Below are 20,620 nucleotides of genomic sequence, written 5' to 3' on the forward strand. Positions count from 1 at the left end.
GTATTACTTACTTAAATAAACAACAACATGGATGAAGACGAGCATAGAACAACTAAAAGAACAAGCCCTCTCGCTCATCGAGGCAGATGATGTAAATCAATTAAGGATTTATTTAGATGAACAGCACATTTCGGATATCGAAGATTTGATAGACGAGATACCCGAGCATGCTGCACTTATCATCGACACCCTTAGTATAAAAAGGGCTATCAATGTATTCCGTATCCTCGACGTCCCTACGCAGGAACGGGTTATAAACAAGCTATCGGAAGAGAAGCTGTCGGAGATTATCAATGGTCTTCCGCCCGATGACCTTACCGCATTATTTGGCGAACTGGGCGATAGCTCGTTGGTAGACCGTTTGGCTTCGCTCCTTTCGGTCGAAGATCGCGACGAAGTATCGACACTCCTTTCCTATCCCGAAGATACTATCGGGCGTTTGATGACGCCTGACTTCCTGGCGATAAACAAGGATTATACGGTCAGGGAGGCGCTCGAGTATATCCGCCGGAATGGGAAAAACTATGAGACGATAGATGTCGTGTATATCCTCGACGATAAAGGCGTATTGATAGATGACCTCCGTATCAGGGAGTTATTGATAAATGATCCGGAAACACCTATTTCGGAACTGATGGACGGGCGTTTGATTTCACTGAAAGCCTTAGATCCTACGGAGGAGGGGATAAAGATATTCAAGATGAATAACCGTGTAGCTCTCCCTGTGATCGATGCTGACAGGGTATTGCTGGGTATTGTGACTATCGACGACATCCTGTGGAAAGCCGATGAGGAATACTCCGAAGATATGCAGCGCATCGGTGGTACGCAGGCATTGGACGAGCCCTATCTGGATCTCCCTATCCACAAGCTTATAAAAAAACGTGCCGGATGGCTTATCATCCTGTTTGTCGGCGAGCTGTTGACCGCTTCGGTCATGCAATACTACGAGGAGCAACTGGCGCAGGTGATTGTGCTGGCGATGTTCCTCCCGTTGATGATTTCCAGCGGAGGGAATAGCGGTTCGCAGGCATCTACACTGATTATCCAGGCCATGGCTATGGGCGAAGTGAAGCTGCGTGACTGGTGGCAGGTCTTCCGTCGCGAGTTGGTTTCCGGTCTGAGCCTGGGGCTTATTCTGGGTTCTCTCGGATTGTTGCGCATCTTTGTGTGGCACTCGATATTCCCCGATCTCTATGGCGAACAATGGATGCTTGTTGCCTTCACGGTAGCCCTTTCCTTGGTCGGGATTGTGATGTGGGGATCGCTTATCGGATCGATGCTGCCGTTTCTCCTGCGACGTCTGGGAGCCGATCCGGCAACCTCGTCCGCTCCGTTTGTGGCTACCATTGTCGACGTCACGGGATTGATTATATATCTGGGTGTCGCCAGTTTGATCTTTGGGTCTATTATGCACGGAGGATAGGGGATAATCCTCCCCCTCAAAAAGCCTCTAAAGTGTCGCTTTTGCCTCGCCTTCGCTTCGGCGAACGTTGTTTCTGTACCACTTTTTGTCCCACTAGTTGCTTTCTATGTACTCGTAATGAGCGTGTTAAGTCTATTTTTCGGTATAAAAAATAGCGTTTTTTGCTGAGGTCACTTCTTGTTTTTTACCACCTCGTTTTTGTCATGCTGAGCCGTTGTGTTTTTGAGTAGGGGCGAATAAATATTCGCCCGGATATACTCGTTTGGGTAAGCATGTATGTTGTTTTCGCGGGCGAAACAGCGTTCGGTGAAGCGTAGGTGGGCGAATATTTATTCGCCCCTACATAACGCTTGTCTCCTTCGCCAAGGGAACAAAGCCAAGCCTCTTTCCTTTTCCTGTTGCGCACTCTTCTCGTATGAGCCGCTGCCTGTCACCCTCGTGTCACCTTTGTATACCTGCGATTGTGCTCATTATAAATCAATTAAGTAAAAAAGGTGTGCAAAAAGTAACTATTTTTTGTGCGTTTTTTATCGAGTTACTTTTCGTTTTTTAACTACAACATTTTTGTCATGCTGAGCCGTTGGCGAAGCATCTCGTCTCGTTAGCGGAAAGAGATCCCTCACATCCGCTCGGGATGACAAAGTTGTTGACTGATAACTGCTCACTGTCAACTGTATAACTTCTCCCTGTACAGATAAAAATAGGCTGATATCTTTCTTACAATTAACAATCAGCGATCGAGGAGCGTAGGCGACTCAAAAAAGTCCCTCTCCTGCAGGAGAGGGATATAGGGTGAGGTGCTTCTCCCCCTCTGTAGGAGGGGGCTGGAGGGAGGTGGGTTAGTCATTCTTCTTGCAGCGGACAGAGCACAGGTTGCTGCGACTACCGTAGCCCCGGAACACTCGCGGGGACTGCTGGAACACGACCCGATAGCACGCCCAGCCGCTGTCGCGGGCGCTAGCCGACCAAAAGCAGCCGGAGTAGCCGTAAAGGTCGTCCATCAAACCACCGCTGGCGCTGCCTACAAGCAGGGCGTTGAAGCCGCCTTGTGCCGTAGGGAGGCTTTTTCCATCGGTGTCGCCGTAAGGGCTGCTAGGTGGTTTGCATGGGGACATCATAGACATACCGTGGCCGCCGGTGCCGGTAGAGCCACGCCAACTTGTTGTAGTATCCCAAGTCCAGCTGCCTGTAGTAGAGGTAGGATTCCAGATAGTAGTAGTGCCTAATTCGGTAGTAGTGTAGTGACTATATTCTTTAGCGTTTTCGTATAATTCTTTTTCCAGTTCGTTCCATTCGCGATCGCTGGGTACGTGCCACCCGGGAGGACAAATACCTTGGATTTTTCCGTTTTTATTACCTGACCCAACAGGTGTCTCATAAAGTGATTCTACTTCTTTGGTGCCGGGAGTTGCGCCTGCTATTTGTTGCTGGTTGTCGTTGTAGCCATCTTGTGCGGCACTTAGTACAGTAGCAGCGTAGGAGTAGAGTAGACCCTGTTTTTCGCTCCAGGTGGTGGGTGCAATTGCGCCTGGGTCTGTGCCTGCGGGATTTGGATAGGTGTAATATTTGTCGAGTGGATCGTAGTTAGTGTCCCCAGCTTTAGCAGTTATACTTCCATCGTTGGGTATGTAGCGCATGTTTTCGAGCATCCATGTACCGGCATTGCCGAAGGTGCTGTAAGGGTAGCTTTGGTTGCCTAGTAGCTGTGCCCTATTGTCGGGTTCGTAGCCTATATTGCCGGTTGCGCCCTTTTTGCCTAATTGCTGCCATCTAGTCCCGTCCCATACGTAGAGACCGTCCATGATGTCAGCGCATTCTTTGGGTGTAACGCCCGATACATTGTAGACAGTGAGGCCGGTATGGTCACCGGTGTATGCATTGGCAGCTACGCCGTCGATGGTTAGAGAGATGTCAACGTTAGATAGTTTGGCCAATTTGACGCGTGGTAGTAGTAGGCCTTTGGTAGCTGTGCCGTCCGCCTGGTTTTTGAGATCGAGTAGAGCGCCAGCGACAGGTGGCTCTGCACTGCCGATGGTCACTTGTGCTTGCAGCGCGGTTGTCGTGAATAAGGCTAATATGATAATAGCCTGTGTCAAAGTTTTCTTCATGTTGTAAATAAATTAGCCACCTCCCCCTGCCCCCTCCACAAGAGGGGGTAGCAGAAAAAGATGAAGTGAATAATATGTTTGTTTGAGCCCCACCAAACCTCCCCGTGGGGGAGGTTAAGAGAAGGATATATTTTCGTTTTTTATTGAATGGTGGTACAAACCCATTTCCCCCTCTGGGGGATAAAGGGGGCCGGTTATTGTCATCCCGAGTGGATACGAGGGATCTTGTTATAGCTTTGTAGGGGGCAATAAATATTGCCCCGTATATGTCGATTCGCGGGCGCACACATACATGTATATTCTTTTTAATTGCCTCCACTTTTAAGTGGAGGTCTCGAAGGGTTAGTTCAAAAAGGGCTTTAGCCAAATATCTTTTGACTAAAGTCATCTCCTGAAAAATGCAACCATACCCACGCCTTAAAAGACGTGGCAACATTAGAGTGTTATCTGTTGACTGATAGCTGTTAGTTTTATTGTCATCCCGATACGCAGTGAGGGATCTCTTTCGGATTTTGTGTAGGGGCAGACCTGTGTGTCTGCCCGATATATTGGTTTGCGGGCGCACACACAGGTGCGCCCCTATATTGCCTCTATTGTTGATAGAAGAGGATGATATACTTCCCTCTTCGGGGGATAAAGGGGGCCCGCTGTTAACTGAAAGACAGCCCCTCGCTCCCCCTCTTGTGGAGGGGGTTAGGGGGAGGTGGGTACGGCTGTCGCAGCCGGACATACCCCTGACATTAACACAAGCATATCTTTTAGTAGACGAGTTACAAGTTACAAGTGACGAGTAGGGGCAAAGCCATACAACAATTCGCAACTTATCCCTTGTAACTCGTAACTGTGCGAAGCACGAAGTAACTGCCCGTAGGGCGAAGTAACTCTTTTTTCTAAAAAACTTCCTAAAACCTTTGATTAATCCGAAATATTTGTTATATTTCGTGTGTGTGTGTGTGTGTGTGTGTGGGAATATCACCAATTATCACATTGGTAAAAAAGATGTTAACTAAAAATGTTGAATTATTTTCCCCTGTTTCTTGCACGTGAGTAAATTTGTGTACAATGCAAAGGTAAGAAAAATCTTTAGAAATCTAAACGTCTGCCCGAATTTTTATATGAAATAATAACTGACAGAGAGTACTTTTACGATTAATCGAACTCCCGGTTATTTATTGGACGGCGACAGATATTTTAGGCCAATTGTATATGAAGCGTAGGATTTTCCGTTAAAATCACTATATTTGTCGTCAAAATATGAACTTATACATTTTTTAATTAATAAATTACATTTGTTAGAGCAATGAAAAAATATCTTGCAGAACTTGTTGGAACCATGACACTTGTGCTCATGGGATGTGGTAGTGCTGTTTTCGCTGGTAATGCAGCCGGCGAAGTCAGTGCCGGAGTAGGAACCCTTGGCGTAGCTTTTGCTTTTGGTCTGGCTGTTATTGCCATGGCTTATACAATAGGAAAAGTGTCGGGATGCCATATCAATCCGGCTATAACGTTAGGCGTTTTCCTTTCGAAAAGAATGTCGGCGAAAGATGCCGTTATGTATATGGTTTTCCAGGTGATAGGAGCTATTATCGGTTCAGCCATTTTGTATGCACTCGTTTCTACCGGAAGCCACAATGGCCCTACAATGACCGGATCTAATGCTTTTGCCGAAGGGGTAATGGCTCAGGCATTCATCGCCGAAGCCGTATTCACATTCATATTCGTATTAGTAGTGTTGGGTACTACTTCCAAAAATGGAGCGGGCAATTTTGCCGGATTGGCTATCGGTCTTTCGTTGGTGTTGGTGCACATCGTATGTATTCCGATCACGGGAACATCTGTGAACCCTGCACGTAGTATCGGTCCTGCTATCTTCGATATGATAGAAGGCGGTAAAGCTATGGGACAACTTTGGTTGTTTATCGTAGCGCCATTTGTGGGTGCTATTCTTTCGGCTGTTGTCTGGAAAGTAATCGATACGGACAAGGAGTAATAAGCATTGAACGATATATCAGAAAAGAGCAGGAGGTTTCCTGCTCTTTTTTGTATCTTTACATATTCACAAACGAATATCCATATATAACTATGAAAGCAGTATCTATTATCCTTTTATCACTTTTCTTATCCTCTTTTGCCGTAGGCAATAATTCCAAGGAATTTGTGCAGAAAAAGAAAGAGGAAGTGTTTATTTGTACAGGAAAAGGGGCAAAATGTTATCACAACAATCGGAAATGTTGGGGATTGAATAAATGTGGAGAAAATGCCGATATTGTGAAAAAGACATTGGATGAGGCAAAGAAAGAGTATAGGGCTTGCAAGATTTGCTATAAAGTAAAAAAATAACTTTATTCCTTACCCATCCCTGCCACCGCCTCGGCACAACGCTCACCATCCATAGCCGCCGAAACGATTCCGCCGGCATATCCAGCCCCTTCGCCGCAGGGATACAATCCTTTTATCTCGGGATGCTCCAACGTTTCGCGGTCGCGGACGATACGGACAGGCGAAGACGTGCGGCTTTCGACCCCTATCAATAAGGCATCGTTTGTCAGGTAGCCTTTCATATTTTGCCCGACCTTTCGGAATCCCTCCTGCAAGCGCTTCGAGACAAAAGGCGGCATCCATTCGTGCATAGCGGACGATATAACTCCTGCCGCATACGACGTTTCGGGCAGCGAATTACTCTTTTTGTTGTTGACAAAATCATACATCCGTTGAGCCGGAGCAACCTGCGTCTTACCACTCTCAACCCATGCCTGACGCTCTAAGTCCTCCTGAAACTTCAACAAAGCCAGTTCGTTATATTGTGCATATTCCGGGAAATCTTCGGGGTGAATTTCGACTACTACGCCCGAGTTTGACCACTTCGAACCTCTATTGGAAGGTGACATACCGTTAACTACCAACTGCTCCGGGCCGCTTGCCGCAGGAACAATAATCCCTCCCGGGCACATGCAGAAAGAATAAACTCCCCGCTCTCCGGCTTGCACGACAAAATTATATTCGGCAGCAGGAAGGTATTTTCCGCGTCCTTCGGGCGAATGATATTGAATCGTATCTATCAGATGCGCCGGATGCTCGATGCGGAAACCGACAGCCAAACCTTTGGCTTCTATCTTTACTTGTTGATCGTGAAGCATATAGTAAACATCGCGCGCCGAATGTCCCGTAGCTAAAATGACTTTTCCGTCGAATCGTCTGCCCGTATTGGTTTCGATGCCTTTGACTTCGTTATTATCAATTATCAGCCTGTCCATGCGGGTTTCGAAGTGAACCTCTCCTCCCGAAGCGATAATCTGTTCGCGCATCCGTTCGATAATAGCGGGTAGCTTGTCCGTACCGATATGTGGATGAGCATCTACGAGGATAGAGGTGTCTGCCCCATGCTGGCAAAAGACATGCAATATTTTCTCCACATTTCCGCGTTTTTTGCTGCGGGTGTATAGTTTACCATCCGAGTAAGCTCCTGCGCCACCCTCGCCGAAGCAGTAGTTCGATTCGGGATCGACGCTATGATTGCGGCTGATCATAGCGGTATCTTTTTTGCGGTCGCGGACATTCTTGCCCCGTTCCACTACAATCGGCTTAATGCCCAACTCTATCAGGCGGAGAGCCGCGAAAAGTCCGGCAGGCCCTGCCCCAACAATAACCGTTTGAGGGGCATTGGAGACATCGGGGTAATTTATCGGGAGATATTCCGCATCGGCTTGTTCTTCGCTCATGTAGCCTCTTACGCGCAGATTAACCAGTATATTGCGTTGGCGTGCGTCTATCGAGCGTCGGATAATCCGCACGGAATGGATGTCGCCAAACGGGATACCCGCCTGCTTGCTGTATAGCTGTTTAATGATATTCATATCGGCCGCCTGCTTAGGGCTGACGCGCAAGTCGATGTCTTTTTGCATATCTTTTTTCTTAATTATGCCAAAGGTAATACTTTTCGCTATAGCTTTGCAGGATGATTCATTATTTCAATCCCGGACACGAGACGGCGGTGGTCAACGCTTCGCCTTACTATATGGCTCCTGCCAATGTGGTATTGATGCAGCGCCAGTTGGCTTATTTGCCTGCTTGGTATGCCGCGCCGGAAGATGTTGTCTTTGTGTGGGAGGTAGATGAAGCATTTCATTCCTGTTTGAGAGAGAACCTGCGACCGATAGCCTCACCGATAGGGGCTACCTCATTGCCGGACTATGCTGCGGAGGATGTTTGCCTGTGGGGTATTTCGCCTCAGGCAATCCACTTTTGGGAGGAACTGAAAGCAGCATACGAACTCGATATTCATTTACCGCAATGGCGGGAGGAATACCGTTATCTGAACAGCCGTCAGTCGGCGCAGGAAGTTCTGTCGCTTCTTTGCGGGCAAATAGCAGCAATAGAGGATACTATACTACCTGTCTTTACTTCCTCGCTGGATGAAGTGGAAAGTATGGTCGAACAGTCTACCATACAACTCCTTGCAAAAGCGCCTTATTCCTCATCGGGGCGTGGACTTCTGTGGCTGCCTGTGGGTGAACTGACCCGCACGGAACGGCAAATCTTGCATGGCATCATCAAAAAGCAACAAGTTGTCAGCATCGAACAGGCATTGGATAAGCAAGTGGATTTTGCGATGGAATTTCTTTCGGATGGGAAGGGAAAAGTCTCTTTTGCGGGATATTCGTTGTTTTATGCCTCATCCAAAGGAGCTTACGAGGGAAATTATCTGGGTAGCCAGAAGAAGATAGCCGCTTATCTATCTTCCTATTTATCAGCTGAATTATTAGAGCGAGTACAAAAGGAATTAGCACTTATCCTCTCGGATAAATATGCACTGTACGAAGGTTGTATCGGGGTGGATATGATGCTGTACAAATCGGGCGGGGAATACCGCTTGCATCCTTGTGTTGAGATAAATATGCGTTATAATATGGGCTATCTGGCTATGTGCTTTAGCCGCAATTATTTGCATCCGCAATCGGAGGGGGCGTTTTATTTAGATTACAATGCGGGGGAGGGTAGCATAATGCAGAAACACAACGAATTACAAACAACCCGCCCTGCCATTATCGAAGATGGAAGGCTCAAATCCGGCTATTTGCCCCTTTGCCCTGTGCGCGACGATAGCCATTATTGGGCGTATGTGTTGGTTACAGCAGACGGCGGCGAAATTCCGCACAAACGATAGCCGTAGCTATAGCCACATTTAACGATTCGGAGGTATGGCTGTCTTTCGGATAGTTGGGGATAAACAGCTTTTGCCTGATAAGCTTTTCTATTTCGGGACGAATACCGTTTCCTTCATTGCCCATCACAATGATGCCGTTGGGTGTCAGTTCTTCGCCGTACATATCTTTTCCGTCGAGCAATGTCCCGTAGATGGGATATGCACTATTCTCCTGAAGGAATGACTGTAAATCGGTATACTGCACATATACCCGTGCGATAGCGCCCATCGTAGCCTGCACGGTTTTGGGGTTATATATATCTACTGTGTCGGTAGAACAGACGATATGCCTGATGCCGTACCAGTCTGCCAGCCGCATAATCGTCCCCATATTGCCCGGGTCTTGTATGCCGTCTAAAGCGATAACCAATTCTTCGGCAAGGTCGATTGGCGGTGTTTCCTGCGATTGATAGAATACGCCCAGTACCTGTTGAGGCGTTTGTACGAAGCTTACGCGCGACAGCTCTTCGGGCGTGACTTCTATAACTTCTTCTACGTGCTGTGTGTTAGCCGTTTGCAGGAAATCGGAGGTCGCAACCAGTAACCGGCATCGGAATACTTCGAGCAGTTCCGATACGGTTTTGTGCCCTTCGGCAACAAAAACCTGATGCTCCGAGCGGGATTTCTTGCTTTTGAGCGACTGGATGTATTTTATTTTGTTCTTGCTTAAACTCATTGTTTGGTATATGGAGAGAGAACTTCTAAACGGTTGCCATCGGGAGCGAGCATTTCGGCCTTTTCAGGTCTTTCGTCCAAATGGCTATGTGCTCTGTTCTCATCTGATTAATTTTATGCTCTTTTTAGAACAAAAGTACCAAAAAAAGCAATTAAAGTCCTAAATTTGTCGTTCAATTGAAAAAGATAGCAGGATAACGGACAGGATGAGATTAAAAGTATTATTACCTTTTCTTTTTATAGCCTTGCTTTGCGCTGTGTTACAATCATGTAGCTCGACTAAGTTTGTGCCCGAAGGTGAATACTTGTTGTCCGAGGCCAATATCAAGACAAAGAATAAATCGCTTTCCACCATCGAGTTGGAGAGTTATATCAAACAGAAGCCCAATTATCGCACTTTCCGCCTTTTTAAATTGCCGTTAGGCATCTATAACCTGTCGGGGCAGGATTCTACCCGCTGGTGGAACAGGGCTTTGCGCAGCGCCGGCGAGCCTCCTGTGATTTTCGACAGTACGATGATAGAGCGTTCGGAAGAAGATCTGACACGGGTGATGGTAAACAAAGGTTACCTCGATGCAGAAGTCACTTCCTCTCTGGAGTTGAATAACAAGAAGAAAGCCAAAGTCTCCTACTATATACAATCGAATAAGCCATACCGCATCAATGATTATACGATTATGGTTCCCGATTCGGTCATCGATACGTCTATCCTCCCGGAAAGTATGCTCAAGTCGTTGAACCTTACTGCTAAACAGCGGCGTATGCTTCCTTCGTTGAGCACGGATACTATATTGGCGCGGAACTCATACCTGAAAAAAGGCGATATGTTCGATTTAGGGGTATTGGATGAGGAGCGCAGCCGTATAGCCTCTGTATTCAGGCGTACGGGCTATTATGCTTTCGATAAGGAGTATATAGGCTTTGTAGCCGATACGGCGGTGGGAGGAAATAAGGTCGATCTCGACCTGACGATATATCCTTTCTCGATGAAATCATCGGAAGGGAATATTATCCACGAGAAGCATCGCCGCTACATAGTGAAAGAGGTGAATATTTATGTCGATTACAATCCGCTTTCGGGCGAATCGATTTCCGATTTTACAGCGAGCGACATTTATCAGTCGGGGAATTACAAAATCCTTTACGGCGAACGTGGCAACTATATCCGCCCGCAGGTTGTCCTGAACAATTGCTTTATAGAACCGGGAAAGCTCTTCGATGAAAACCGGACAACGCAGACATATAGGGCGCTTTCGCAGTTGCGTATCCTGAAAAATGTCAGTATTTCCTATACCGAACTGATAGAAGGCGATTCGACGATGCTCCGGTGCAATATTACCTGTGTTCCGGATAAGAAGCAAGGTTTCTCGGCAGAAGTAGAAGGTACGAACTCGGGAGGATTCCTCGGGGTAGAATCCGGGTTAGGTTACCAGCACCGCAATATCTTCCGAGGTTCGGAGCAGTTTAGCATCAAAGCCCGCGGAGCGTATGAGGCGCTGACTTCTTCGTTCAGCAACTTCGACAACAACTATTTCGAGATAGGGGGCGAAACTTCCATCCTGTTCCCTCGTTTTATGGTTCCTTTCTTGAATAGTGAATTTAAGAGGAGTGTACATGCCTCCACCGAGTTTTCGGCCAGCTATACCTATCAGCGCCGTCCGGGTTATTTTACCCGTACCATCCTGAATTCGGGTATCAAATATATATGGCAGAGCAAGAATGTGACTGCTCCCCGACATACCATCGATTTGGTCGATATAAGCTATGTGCATGTGCCAACACTGGATTCGACTTTCAATTCGTCTTTGACGGAAAATGCCCGCCAATATAGCTTCAAAGACCAGTTTATCATGTCCATCGGCTATACCTATTCCAAGAGTAACCTGTTGGCACGAAGGAAAGGAAATTATGGGCGGCCGTTCAGTTCGATACGGGCATCCGTTGAGTCGGCAGGCGATGTTTTAGCGTTGGCGGCAAAAATAGGAAATGTAAAGAAAGAGAGCGACGGAACGAGAAAAATATTCGGCACGCGCTATGTACAATACGTACGTGGAACGACCGATTATAGCCAGACAATCCACATCGACGAGAAGAACAGCTTTGCATGGCACATAGGCGGCGGAATTGCCTATCCGCACGGAAATATAAAGGAAATCCCTATTCAGAAGCGCTTCTATGCCGGAGGTGCTAACAGTGTGCGCGGATGGGGCGTGCGAGAATTGGGACCCGGATCGTTTCATCCGTCCGACCGCAAGTATGATAACTTTTACTACCATTCGGGAGATATCCGCTTCGAAGCGAATATGGAATACCGCAGTAAAGTCTTTTGGGTGCTCGAACTGGCAGCCTTTGTCGATGCGGGAAATATCTGGACGATACGCAAATATGAGGGACAGAAAAAGGGCGATTTCAAGGTCGACCGCTTCTATAAGGAGATAGCATTGGCCTGGGGATTAGGTTTCCGTTTCGACTTCGATTTTGTCCTTATCCGCCTCGATTGTGGCTGGAAGGCATACGATCCTGCCCGCAAGCCGGGTGAATCTTCTTCTGACCAGTGGAAGATTAAAAATCCTTTCGATATGGGGCATAACACAGCATGGCATATTGCTGTGGGGTATCCGTTCTAACGAATCATCTAACGCTTTTTGGTATATAATCCGTTTTGCAGGTGTTTGACTTTGCTGCTGACACAATAGGCATCGTGGCAATAGACTAATGTATACTCATTTTCAACTGCTTCGATCAGAAACCTTACCTTTTCATTCAAAGAATCGATAGCACTTATATCATAAGCTGAAATCCATTCCAATGGCAGATGTGCAGCGGTCGGAATCAAATCGCCCGGAAAAGCGACTATTCCATCAATGGTATTTATGTATGCAACCAGTTGCCCCGACGAATGCCCGTCGAACAAGCCGAGACGAAGCCCATCATAAAGTTCGGTATCATCCTCGATGAAATGCAGCAGTCCCGCTTCGTGGACAGGTACAATATTTACGTCGAAAAAGGCGTCTTTCTCTAACCGGTTCGGGTGACAGAAATTATCCCACTGTTTGCGACTCAACCAATACTTCGCATTGGGGAAGGTTGGGGTGATAGAACCGTCCTCGCTTTTCGCGGTAGCATAGCCGCAATGGTCGAAATGGAGGTGGGTGATGATGATATCGGTAATATCGGCGCGGGAATAGCCGTATTCTTGCAATGAAGTGTCGATATCCTTTAGTGCGTGGGGCTGATAGTATTTCACCTCATCAAGATGCTTGTCGCCCATGCCCAAGTCTATCAGAATCCGCTTTGAATCGGAAACAGCAAGCACAGAGCGCATTGCTAAGCGGCACAGGTTGTTTTCGTCGCAAGGGTATTTGCGCATCCATGCCCGTTTCGGTACAGCACCGAACATCGCCCCGCCGTCGGCCATGAAATAGCCGTTTTCGATGATCTTTATTTCAAACATAGGGCTAAGATACAAAAAAAGAAGAGGTAATTTCACAATCACCTCTTCCCGAATAATCCAATACCTAAATAATACTCATACTATTATAAAAACTTAACCTGTTATCACTATATAAAACCAATAACTTGGAATTTAGTTCATCTTTTATACGAAAAAAAATGATTTTTCTTTTATTTGTCGTACTACGTGAGTATGTTAGGAATAATTCTTATCTTTGCGCTTGCACTTCGAGCACATATAAGCAATAAATTAGCATTATCGATTTTCACATTAACAGTACTATAAGAATTACATTTATGAAAACCAAAAAAAATCTTACACATCTAATACTTGTCCTATTTTTAATATTTATACCATTAAATTTATTCTCACAAGTAACGATCGGCTCTAACAGCACTCCTGTCGATGGAGCATTACTCGAACTCAAAGAAAAAAATGCACTTTCTCCCGGAGGCGAAAACTCAACAAAAGGTTTGGGGCTTCCCCGCGTTTCTCTTTCTTCTTTGACTATCCCGGCAGCAGGAACTAATCTGGCTACTACAATTGTAGGGACAATAGCTTCCGACAATTGGGATAAAGGCGATCACGCCGGTTTATTTGTCTACAATATGAGAGAAGATCTGCAATGCGTAGGCGAAGAATTAGATGGCATATACTCAATGATTCATGTCTGGGATGGCGAAAAATGGGAGCCTATAGGAAAGAAACGAAGAAAAGATGTTCGTTCGATAACTTACATTGGTACAAATCAGTTTAAGCTGGAATATAACGGAGAATCAACCACTTACTATTATGCCAGTTTTGGAGACGCAGGAAAATGGATGACTCAAAACTTAGCAACAAAATATACTCCTGACGGGACGCTTTTGAATAATGCAATAGCTAATCCTGATACACAAGGAAACTTTGCTTACGCTATAACATCCGGAACTTATACGCCGGGTCAGTCTGCTCCCGGATCCTGGACTGTAGAGCAAGGAATGCTTTACAGTTGGTTTGCAGGCATGAACGGAGATGTTTGCGTTACAAAGAATCAAGGACATCACGAGACTGACGAAGGACCTTCTGAATATGTACAAGGTATTTGTCCGAGAGGATGGCATGTACCAAGCGATAAGGAATGGAACCGCTTGGAACAGGAATTGGCAGAAAATTCTGTAAACTATACCATAACTCCAATTGCAAACGAGGTTTGGTATACTCCTTTAGAAATAGAAAATGATGTCAGAAGAGGGAGTCAGGCTAAAAGAATGTTTTCTGTAAGTGCTGGTGCAGGTGATTCTAAAACCGCTCAGAATGGAGGATTTGATGTCTTATATGCCAGTCCTTTATATGCAGGTACTACGATTATGCCGCAGGCTGGTTTTATGACAAGTAGCAAGTACAATGCTACGGATATGTGGATTAGAACTCTTTGGACTGCATACGGCAGTTGTATCGGGCGCTTTAATGTTCCGGTAAATAACTATATGATTGCTATACGTTGCAAAAAAGATTAATTGAAAACAAAATAAGAAAAGGTGCATTAAAAAACAATTTAGTGCACCTTTTTCTATTTATATTAAAAGTGAATTACTCAAAAATCTTTACTCGCTTTTCCAATGGTTCGAATTCTTTTTCGCCCGGTTTTCCGGTTGGATTGCCAAAAGGCATCTGAGCGATTAATTTCCATTTCGGATCGAGATTCCACGTCTTCCTTACTTCCTCGTCTATCAGCGGATTGTAGTGTTGTAGCGAAGCGCCCAAGCCTAACGCCTCCAACATGGTCCAGATAGCAAACTGATGCATAGCCGACGTTTGGATTGACCATCCCGGAAAATTGTCGCTGTAGGAAGGGAAGGCTTCCTGAAGGCTTTCGACCACTTCCTGATCTTCGAAAAAAAGGACTGTTCCATAACCCGAAGCGAAAGCATGTTTTATTTTATCTTCGGTTTTGCTGAATAATTCGGTAGAAACGATGGCCCGTAATGTTTCCGTAACGATGCTCCACAACTGTTGGTGCTGCTTGCCCAACAAGAGTATCACTCTTGTCGTTTGCGAGTTGAAAGCTGATGGAACATGCTTCACGGCATGGTTTATTACTTCTTTGATTTCTTCGTCCGAAACGGATATCTGGTTGTTTAAACTATAATAAGTTCTGCAGTTTTGTATCGCTTCTTTAAAATTTTTGCCCATAATCATGTTTTATTAGTTTACTCCCTATTAACAATCCGATGCGTGTAAAAGTTTATTTTGTACATTTGCAGGATATAAAGAACAAATGATGAACAGGAAATATACCGGAGTTGTTTTTGATTTCAACGGAACGTTATTTTGGGATACCCCATTACATAATAAAGCATGGAATATTTTTCTGAAAGAGCACAATCTGTACCTTTCGGATGATGACTTCTTCCGTGTTATTCATGGCAAAACGAATAAGGATATTCTCAAAGAGCTTTTCGGCGAAGATATTTCGGATGCAAAGGTGGTTGCCTATACCGGCGAGAAAGAAGCGCTGTACAGGCAATTGTGCCTGAAAACAGAAATCCGTTTAGCGCCCGGCGTAGAATCTTTTCTCGACTGTTTGAGAGACAAAAACGTCCCTTTCACCATCGCTACGGCTTCGGGGAAGGAGAACCTCAATTTCTATTTCGAGCACTTGCCTTTGAAAAAGTGGTTCGACCTCGATAAGGTTGTGTACGACGATGGCACAATGCGCGGAAAACCGCATCCCGATTTGTACGAAAAAGCAATGAAACTGATAGGTATACAGCCGGAGGAAGTCACTGTTTTCGAAGATGCTAATATGGGTTTGCTGGCGGCTAAGAATGCCGGAGCAGGCAATATCATTGTTGTCAATTCCAACGACGACGACTATTCCGATTGGGCAGCATACCAGATAATAACCAATTACAATCAGGTCGATTGTGCCTTATTCCAATAATAACCGAATGCCGAAAACAATACATACCGAGAATTGTCCTGTTTGCCAACGTGCGGACATCAAGCCCTATCTGCGGTGCAGGGATAATTTTGCAACAGGCGAGCAATTCGAAATAGACATCTGCAACGCTTGTGGTTTTGCCTTTACGCAGGACTTTCCTGCCGAAGCGGAGATTGGCAGGTACTACGAGTCGCCCGAGTATATCTCGCATACCGATACGCAGAAAGGGATAATCAACCGCTTGTATCATTTGGCACGCGAAATGGCGTTGAAATCGAAATCGAAGCTTGTGCAAAAATATACCGCTTCGGATAAAGGTTCTTTACTCGATGTGGGCTGTGGAACGGGCTATTTCCTGCATACGATGAAAGAAGCGGGATGGAAGGTAGACGGTATAGAGCAATCGGCTGAGGTGCGTCAGGTAGTGAAGGAGAAATTTGGTATAGAACCTTATCCTTCCGAATACTTGTTCGATATTCCTGCCGCTTCGTACGATGCCATCACGATGTGGCATGTGCTGGAACATATGGAGCATCTGGACAAGGTGATGCAGTCGTTGCATAACATACTGAAAGATGATGGAACGATTTTTATAGCCCTGCCCAACAAAGTATCCCGAGATGCCGAACACTACAAGGCAGACTGGGCGGCCTATGATGTTCCGCGCCATTTGTGGCACTTCTCGCCCGATGATTTTAAGCTATTGGCAAACAAACATAACTTCGAACTGAAAGCTATCAAACCCATGTATCTGGATGCTTTCTATATCGCTATGCTTAGCGAAAAGAATAAGAAAACCCCGTTGGCATCCCTTATCGGGTTGATGGCGGGAAATGTCTTTTTCGTGCGCAGCCTGATACACAAGAAAAAGGCCAGTTCGCTCGTTTACATATTGAAAAAACAACGATAATAATATATACTATGCTCAATCAGGAAAAATCGCTCATTCGCAGAATATTGCCGCATATCGGTGCAATCATCTTATTCATCGCCATTACGATGATATATTTTGCGCCTCTCTATCAAGGAAAAGTCCTTAATCAGGGCGACCGTACGCTATTCCTCGGCTCATCCGAAGAACTACGCGAGTATTATGACGATGAAGGCGAAAGCTCGGCATGGACAGGTACAGTCTTTTCGGGGATGCCTGCCTACCAGATTGGTATCTGGGGAGGAGCGCCCAACGTGCTCAGCTATATAGAGAAACCCGTCAGGGAATTGACACATGGCACTGCCGGGCCGGTACTGATGGCTTTGATTGTTACCTATATCTTGTTTTGTCTGGGTGGCTTCAAACCGGGTGTATCCATAGCAGGGGCAATAGCTTATGCTTTCTCGTCCTACAACTTTATTATATTGGTTGCCGGGCATATGACCAAAGCCTGGACGATAGCCTATATCCCGCTGATTGTGGCAGGATTGCTGGTATTGTATCAGCGAAAGTATTTATTGAGCGGCATACTCATGGCATTAGGGCTGGGGCTTCAACTCCGGAATAACCATGTGCAGATGACCTATTACACAGCCATTATGTGTGCTGTTATCTATATTTTTGTTCTGATTGATTTTATACAGGCTAAAGAGTTTAAAGGCTTGCTGAAAGGTACGGGACTGTTGGTCGCTGCTGTTATATTGGCGCTTGCGGCTAATTACTCGAATGTGTACAACAATTACCTGATGTCGGAAGAAAGTATCCGTGGCGAATCGGAATTGACAGCTAATGTTGGCGAAGATGAGAAAAAAGCAGCGGGTGCCGACTGGGACTATGTTTTCCGTTGGAGCTATGGAAAAGCAGAGACATTCAGCCTGTTAGTGCCGGATGTTCATGGAGGTATATCCAAACAATACGGCGAAAACTCGGCACCTTACAAAGCACTTATACAAGGGGTGCAATCGGGACAGATACCTCAACAAAACGCTCAACAACTCTATCGCTATACGACCGAATATTGGGGAGCGCAGCCGTTCACTTCCGGCCCTGTATATTTGGGGGCTATTATTTGTTTCCTCTTCCTGCTGGGGATGATTATAATCCCTCACAAGCTGAAATGGGGCATGCTGATAGTGACCGTCTTATTTATCCTCTTGGCTTGGGGTAAGAATTTTCAGGCATTTAACGACCTGTTCTATTATTATTTCCCGCTCTATGCCAAGTTCAGGGCAGTATCGTCGGCGCTTGTCATCCCGGCATTTACTATTGTTTTTGTAGCCATTTGGGGGTTAAAAGAATTTCTCTATGGCGATATGGAAAAGAAAAAACGCCAGAAAGCCCTCTATATTTCGCTGGGTGTGACAGGAGGAATCTGTTTCTTATTATGGATTGCTCCGGGAGCATTCTTCAACTTCATTTCGCCTGTAGACGAGCAAACAGGCTTAACCCAAACGGGCGGTTTCTGGCAGGCTGTTTTGGCTACGCGTAAGGGAATGCTATCGTCCGATGCTCTCCGTTCGCTTATGTTTATCCTGTTCGCTACTGTGGTTTTATGGCTTTCGACACGTCCTATGAAGATGGACAAAACGAGAATGGCGCTTATTGTATCACTCATCATTGCCGCCCTCGTATTAGTCGATTTGTGGGGAGTGGATCGTCGCTATATCGACGAGGATAATTATATGCCCGAAGATTATTATGAGAAAGTAATATTCAAACAATCAGAGGCCGATAGATATATCCTTCAGGATAATGACCTTTCGTACAGAGTGCTGAAACTGGGAGACCCGTTCAACGAAAATTATACCTCCTACTGGCATAAGTCGATAGGCGGGCACAGTGCAGTTAAGCTGCGTCGCTATCAGGAGATGATAGACTATTATATGGGCGCTGAGGTGCAATATATAACGGGCGTTTGCAGCCAGCAATTCAGCAAGGTAGCAGCAGAGATGCAGAATAACGAGCAAGCAACAATGAATGACCTGTTGATGGGAATGAATCAAGGTGTATATCCGGCATTTGCCAATACGCCTATGCTGAATATGCTGAATGCCAGATACATTATTTATGCTGCCGAATATCCTCCGGTAGTCAATCCGCATGGAATGGGCAATGCATGGTTTGTGCCTGCTTATAAACTGGTTGAAAATGCCGATGAAGAAATCAAGGCGTTAGGCGATATACATCCGGCTGATTATGCAATTGTAGACAAACGTTTTGCCGGTCAGTTAGATGGATTGAATATCGTTCCCGATTCGACGGCAACGATAGAAATGACTGTGTACAAGCCGGATAGAATTACGTATAAGTCGAAAGCTGCTACGGAGCAACTGGCTGTTTTCTCGGAGATTTACTTTGCCGAAGGATGGGAAGCGCGTATCGATGGCGAATTGACCGATTATATGCGTGCCGATTGGACATTACGCGCGTTGCGAGTTCCGGCGGGTGAACATGAAATCACTTTCGAATTTATTCCGCATGCCTACAATACTTCGCGGGTTATTACTACGATATGCAGTAGTCTTATGATATTGCTTGTGCTGGCTGGATTGGGAGTTTTAATTCTTCGTAAGAAAGAGTAAAAATACGGATGGAAAAACGTTGTTCGGTCATATTCTGTACCTATAACAGGGAAAAGTATATCTACAATGCTTTGAAGAGTATTGCCGGACAAGATTATCCTGCCGGAAATTATGAGATAGTTCTCATCAATAATAACAGTACGGACAGTACCGAGGAGATTTGTAGGCAGTTTTCGCAAGATTTCCCGCAGATTGACTTCCGCTATTTGGTAGAAACCAACCAGGGACTCTCTTATGCCCGCAACCGGGGCGTACAGGAGAGTAGGGGAGAGATCCTTGTCTTTGTCGATGATGACGCTACGGTTTTCGAGCACTACCTGTCTTCTATAGATACATTTTTTTCGCAATATCCACAGGCTATGGCTTGTGGAGGGCCTATCGTGCCTGTGTATGAAACGGGTGAGCCCAAATGGCTCTCGCATTATACCAATGCCTTGATAGGCGGGGCGTTGTATGAGGGTGAAGAACTAAAGCCTTTTCGTAACGGGCGTTTTCCCGGAGGAGGAAATTCGGCCTTTCGCAAAGAAGTATTCGAAAAATACGGCTTGTTTAATGTCGAGCTGGGACGAAAAGGTACGAGCCTGATAGGGGCGGAGGAAAAAGACCTTTATGACCGCCTGACACGAGGTGGCGAACAGTTTTTCTATCTCCCGCAGATGGGTATTTATCACTATATTCCGGCAAAGAAACTCACGAAGGAATATTTTAAGAACCTGACCTATTCGATAGGTAAGAGCGAACGGATACGCACCAAATCGGTGTCTGCTGCTGCTTATTACAAGCGTATATTTCAGGAGGTTATAAAGTGGGGGGCATCCTATCTCTTATTTGCTTTTTACTTTTTTACGCTTCGTCCGTCGAAGGGTATTAAGCTGTTGCAATTTCGCTGGCATGTGACGCGTGGATTATTGGGAGGATAGCGTATGAAAGCTTTCCGTAAATTTCTCAAACGCACATTTATTGTTCTGGCTATCTTTTTCCTGCTTCTTTTTATTTTCAGGGGATTTTTATATCAATCATTTGTGACTTATTCGGATGCAGGGGACAGGAAGTCATACATTGTCACCAATAGAGCATTAGCTGCTTATATCGATTCGTCGGTTTACGATTATCTGAATGTTAGCCGTGTTAATAAGTTCGAATAATGGGGGAAGTATTTATCTATATATTTTTTAGTTGACGAGTAAACAAGTAAACAAGTAGACGAGTAGACAAGAAAAAGGTCACCTCCTCCCAGCCCCCTCCACAAGAGGGGGAGTAGAAGGCTCCTCTGTAGGGATGTTTGGCGGGGTTAAAAAGTAATTCGGTAAAAATA

At 45.6% G+C, this 20,620-nt stretch carries 16 protein-coding genes; 11 read left to right on the top strand and 5 right to left on the bottom strand.

What is annotated here, in order from left to right:
• Positions 1–31: 31 nt before the first annotated feature.
• On the top strand, positions 32–1,426 hold the full coding sequence (mgtE, locus tag D0T66_RS12120) for a magnesium transporter (RefSeq protein WP_163357563.1): 1,395 nt from the start codon (positions 32–34) through the stop codon (positions 1,424–1,426).
• 839 nt (positions 1,427–2,265) lie between these two features.
• Here mgtE and D0T66_RS12125 read toward each other — a convergent pair.
• Positions 2,266–3,360 carry an FISUMP domain-containing protein gene (locus D0T66_RS12125; RefSeq protein WP_185154840.1) on the bottom strand — a complete coding sequence of 365 codons (1,095 nt, stop codon included), beginning with the start codon at positions 3,358–3,360 and terminating at the stop codon, positions 2,266–2,268.
• A gap of 1,474 nt (positions 3,361–4,834) precedes the next feature.
• Here D0T66_RS12125 and D0T66_RS12130 point away from each other — a divergent pair.
• Together D0T66_RS12130 and D0T66_RS12135 are read left to right on the top strand one after the other, a co-directional pair.
• Positions 4,835–5,524, top strand: coding sequence for an MIP family channel protein (locus tag D0T66_RS12130; protein ID WP_163357565.1), 690 nt, complete (start codon positions 4,835–4,837; stop codon positions 5,522–5,524).
• A gap of 92 nt (positions 5,525–5,616) precedes the next feature.
• Positions 5,617–5,874, top strand: coding sequence for a hypothetical protein (locus D0T66_RS12135; RefSeq protein ID WP_163357566.1), 258 nt, complete (start codon positions 5,617–5,619; stop codon positions 5,872–5,874).
• Positions 5,875–5,876: 2 nt separating this feature from the next.
• On the opposite strand, the gene D0T66_RS12140 is transcribed toward D0T66_RS12135, so the two are convergent.
• A complete protein-coding gene (locus D0T66_RS12140) occupies positions 5,877–7,436 on the bottom strand; it encodes an NAD(P)/FAD-dependent oxidoreductase (protein WP_163357567.1) in 1,560 nt (519 codons plus the stop codon).
• Between the two features lie 53 nt (positions 7,437–7,489).
• Between D0T66_RS12140 and D0T66_RS12145 the strand changes: the two genes are divergently transcribed.
• Positions 7,490–8,698 (top strand): hypothetical protein, encoded by a 1,209-nt coding sequence (locus D0T66_RS12145; protein ID WP_163357568.1) that lies wholly within the window; start codon positions 7,490–7,492, stop codon positions 8,696–8,698.
• Here D0T66_RS12145 and D0T66_RS12150 read toward each other — a convergent pair.
• On the bottom strand, positions 8,661–9,413 hold the full coding sequence (locus D0T66_RS12150) for an RNA methyltransferase (RefSeq protein WP_163357569.1): 753 nt from the start codon (positions 9,411–9,413) through the stop codon (positions 8,661–8,663). The genes D0T66_RS12145 and D0T66_RS12150 overlap by 38 nt on opposite strands.
• Before the next feature lie 205 nt (positions 9,414–9,618).
• Between D0T66_RS12150 and D0T66_RS12155 the strand changes: the two genes are divergently transcribed.
• On the top strand, positions 9,619–12,039 hold the full coding sequence (locus D0T66_RS12155) for a BamA/TamA family outer membrane protein (RefSeq protein WP_163357570.1): 2,421 nt from the start codon (positions 9,619–9,621) through the stop codon (positions 12,037–12,039).
• Positions 12,040–12,047: 8 nt separating this feature from the next.
• Here the strand turns inward: D0T66_RS12155 and D0T66_RS12160 are convergent, their stop codons facing one another.
• Entirely contained in the window at positions 12,048–12,866 is an 819-nt protein-coding gene (locus D0T66_RS12160; protein WP_163357571.1) for an MBL fold metallo-hydrolase, read from the bottom strand.
• Between the two features lie 296 nt (positions 12,867–13,162).
• Here D0T66_RS12160 and D0T66_RS12165 point away from each other — a divergent pair, with 296 nt between their 5' ends.
• Positions 13,163–14,365 carry an FISUMP domain-containing protein gene (locus D0T66_RS12165; RefSeq protein ID WP_163357572.1) on the top strand — a complete coding sequence of 401 codons (1,203 nt, stop codon included), beginning with the start codon at positions 13,163–13,165 and terminating at the stop codon, positions 14,363–14,365.
• A 73-nt stretch (positions 14,366–14,438) separates the two neighbouring features.
• On the opposite strand, the gene D0T66_RS12170 is transcribed toward D0T66_RS12165, so the two are convergent.
• Positions 14,439–15,041, bottom strand: a complete 603-nt coding sequence (locus D0T66_RS12170; protein WP_163357573.1) for a nitroreductase family protein — start codon at positions 15,039–15,041, stop codon at positions 14,439–14,441.
• Positions 15,042–15,126: 85 nt separating this feature from the next.
• Here D0T66_RS12170 and D0T66_RS12175 point away from each other — a divergent pair, with 85 nt between their 5' ends.
• From D0T66_RS12175 to D0T66_RS12195, 5 genes are read left to right on the top strand one after another with little or no spacing between them, the layout of a single operon-like run.
• Entirely contained in the window at positions 15,127–15,792 is a 666-nt protein-coding gene (locus D0T66_RS12175) for an HAD family phosphatase (RefSeq protein WP_255489819.1), read from the top strand.
• 7 nt (positions 15,793–15,799) lie between these two features.
• Positions 15,800–16,702, top strand: a complete 903-nt coding sequence (locus tag D0T66_RS12180; protein WP_163357574.1) for a class I SAM-dependent methyltransferase — start codon at positions 15,800–15,802, stop codon at positions 16,700–16,702.
• An 11-nt stretch (positions 16,703–16,713) separates the two neighbouring features.
• Positions 16,714–19,305 (top strand): YfhO family protein, encoded by a 2,592-nt coding sequence (locus D0T66_RS12185; RefSeq protein WP_163357575.1) that lies wholly within the window; start codon positions 16,714–16,716, stop codon positions 19,303–19,305.
• A gap of 8 nt (positions 19,306–19,313) precedes the next feature.
• Positions 19,314–20,225: a glycosyltransferase gene (locus tag D0T66_RS12190; protein WP_163357576.1), complete on the top strand. Its 912-nt coding sequence runs from the start codon at positions 19,314–19,316 to the stop codon at positions 20,223–20,225.
• A 3-nt stretch (positions 20,226–20,228) separates the two neighbouring features.
• Entirely contained in the window at positions 20,229–20,450 is a 222-nt protein-coding gene (locus D0T66_RS12195; RefSeq protein WP_163357577.1) for a hypothetical protein, read from the top strand.
• The last annotated feature ends 170 nt before the right edge of the window (positions 20,451–20,620 follow it).

It is taken from the genome of Dysgonomonas sp. 25 (assembly GCF_010501075.1).
In the GTDB taxonomy this organism is placed as follows: domain Bacteria; phylum Bacteroidota; class Bacteroidia; order Bacteroidales; family Dysgonomonadaceae; genus Dysgonomonas.

Excerpts from the sequence above, each read along its gene's own strand:
- mgtE (WP_163357563.1), top strand. The coding sequence starts at position 32 with ATGAAGACGAGCATAGAACAACTAAAAGAACAAGCCCTCTCGCTCATC.
- D0T66_RS12130 (WP_163357565.1), top strand. The coding sequence starts at position 4,835 with ATGAAAAAATATCTTGCAGAACTTGTTGGAACCATGACACTTGTGCTC.
- D0T66_RS12135 (WP_163357566.1), top strand. The coding sequence starts at position 5,617 with ATGAAAGCAGTATCTATTATCCTTTTATCACTTTTCTTATCCTCTTTT.
- D0T66_RS12140 (WP_163357567.1), bottom strand. The coding sequence starts at position 7,436 with ATGCAAAAAGACATCGACTTGCGCGTCAGCCCTAAGCAGGCGGCCGAT.
- D0T66_RS12145 (WP_163357568.1), top strand. The coding sequence starts at position 7,490 with ATGATTCATTATTTCAATCCCGGACACGAGACGGCGGTGGTCAACGCT.
- D0T66_RS12150 (WP_163357569.1), bottom strand. The coding sequence starts at position 9,413 with ATGAGTTTAAGCAAGAACAAAATAAAATACATCCAGTCGCTCAAAAGC.
- D0T66_RS12155 (WP_163357570.1), top strand. The coding sequence starts at position 9,619 with ATGAGATTAAAAGTATTATTACCTTTTCTTTTTATAGCCTTGCTTTGC.
- D0T66_RS12160 (WP_163357571.1), bottom strand. The coding sequence starts at position 12,866 with ATGTTTGAAATAAAGATCATCGAAAACGGCTATTTCATGGCCGACGGC.
- D0T66_RS12165 (WP_163357572.1), top strand. The coding sequence starts at position 13,163 with ATGAAAACCAAAAAAAATCTTACACATCTAATACTTGTCCTATTTTTA.
- D0T66_RS12170 (WP_163357573.1), bottom strand. The coding sequence starts at position 15,041 with ATGGGCAAAAATTTTAAAGAAGCGATACAAAACTGCAGAACTTATTAT.
- D0T66_RS12175 (WP_255489819.1), top strand. The coding sequence starts at position 15,127 with ATGATGAACAGGAAATATACCGGAGTTGTTTTTGATTTCAACGGAACG.
- D0T66_RS12180 (WP_163357574.1), top strand. The coding sequence starts at position 15,800 with ATGCCGAAAACAATACATACCGAGAATTGTCCTGTTTGCCAACGTGCG.
- D0T66_RS12185 (WP_163357575.1), top strand. The coding sequence starts at position 16,714 with ATGCTCAATCAGGAAAAATCGCTCATTCGCAGAATATTGCCGCATATC.
- D0T66_RS12190 (WP_163357576.1), top strand. The coding sequence starts at position 19,314 with ATGGAAAAACGTTGTTCGGTCATATTCTGTACCTATAACAGGGAAAAG.
- D0T66_RS12195 (WP_163357577.1), top strand. The coding sequence starts at position 20,229 with ATGAAAGCTTTCCGTAAATTTCTCAAACGCACATTTATTGTTCTGGCT.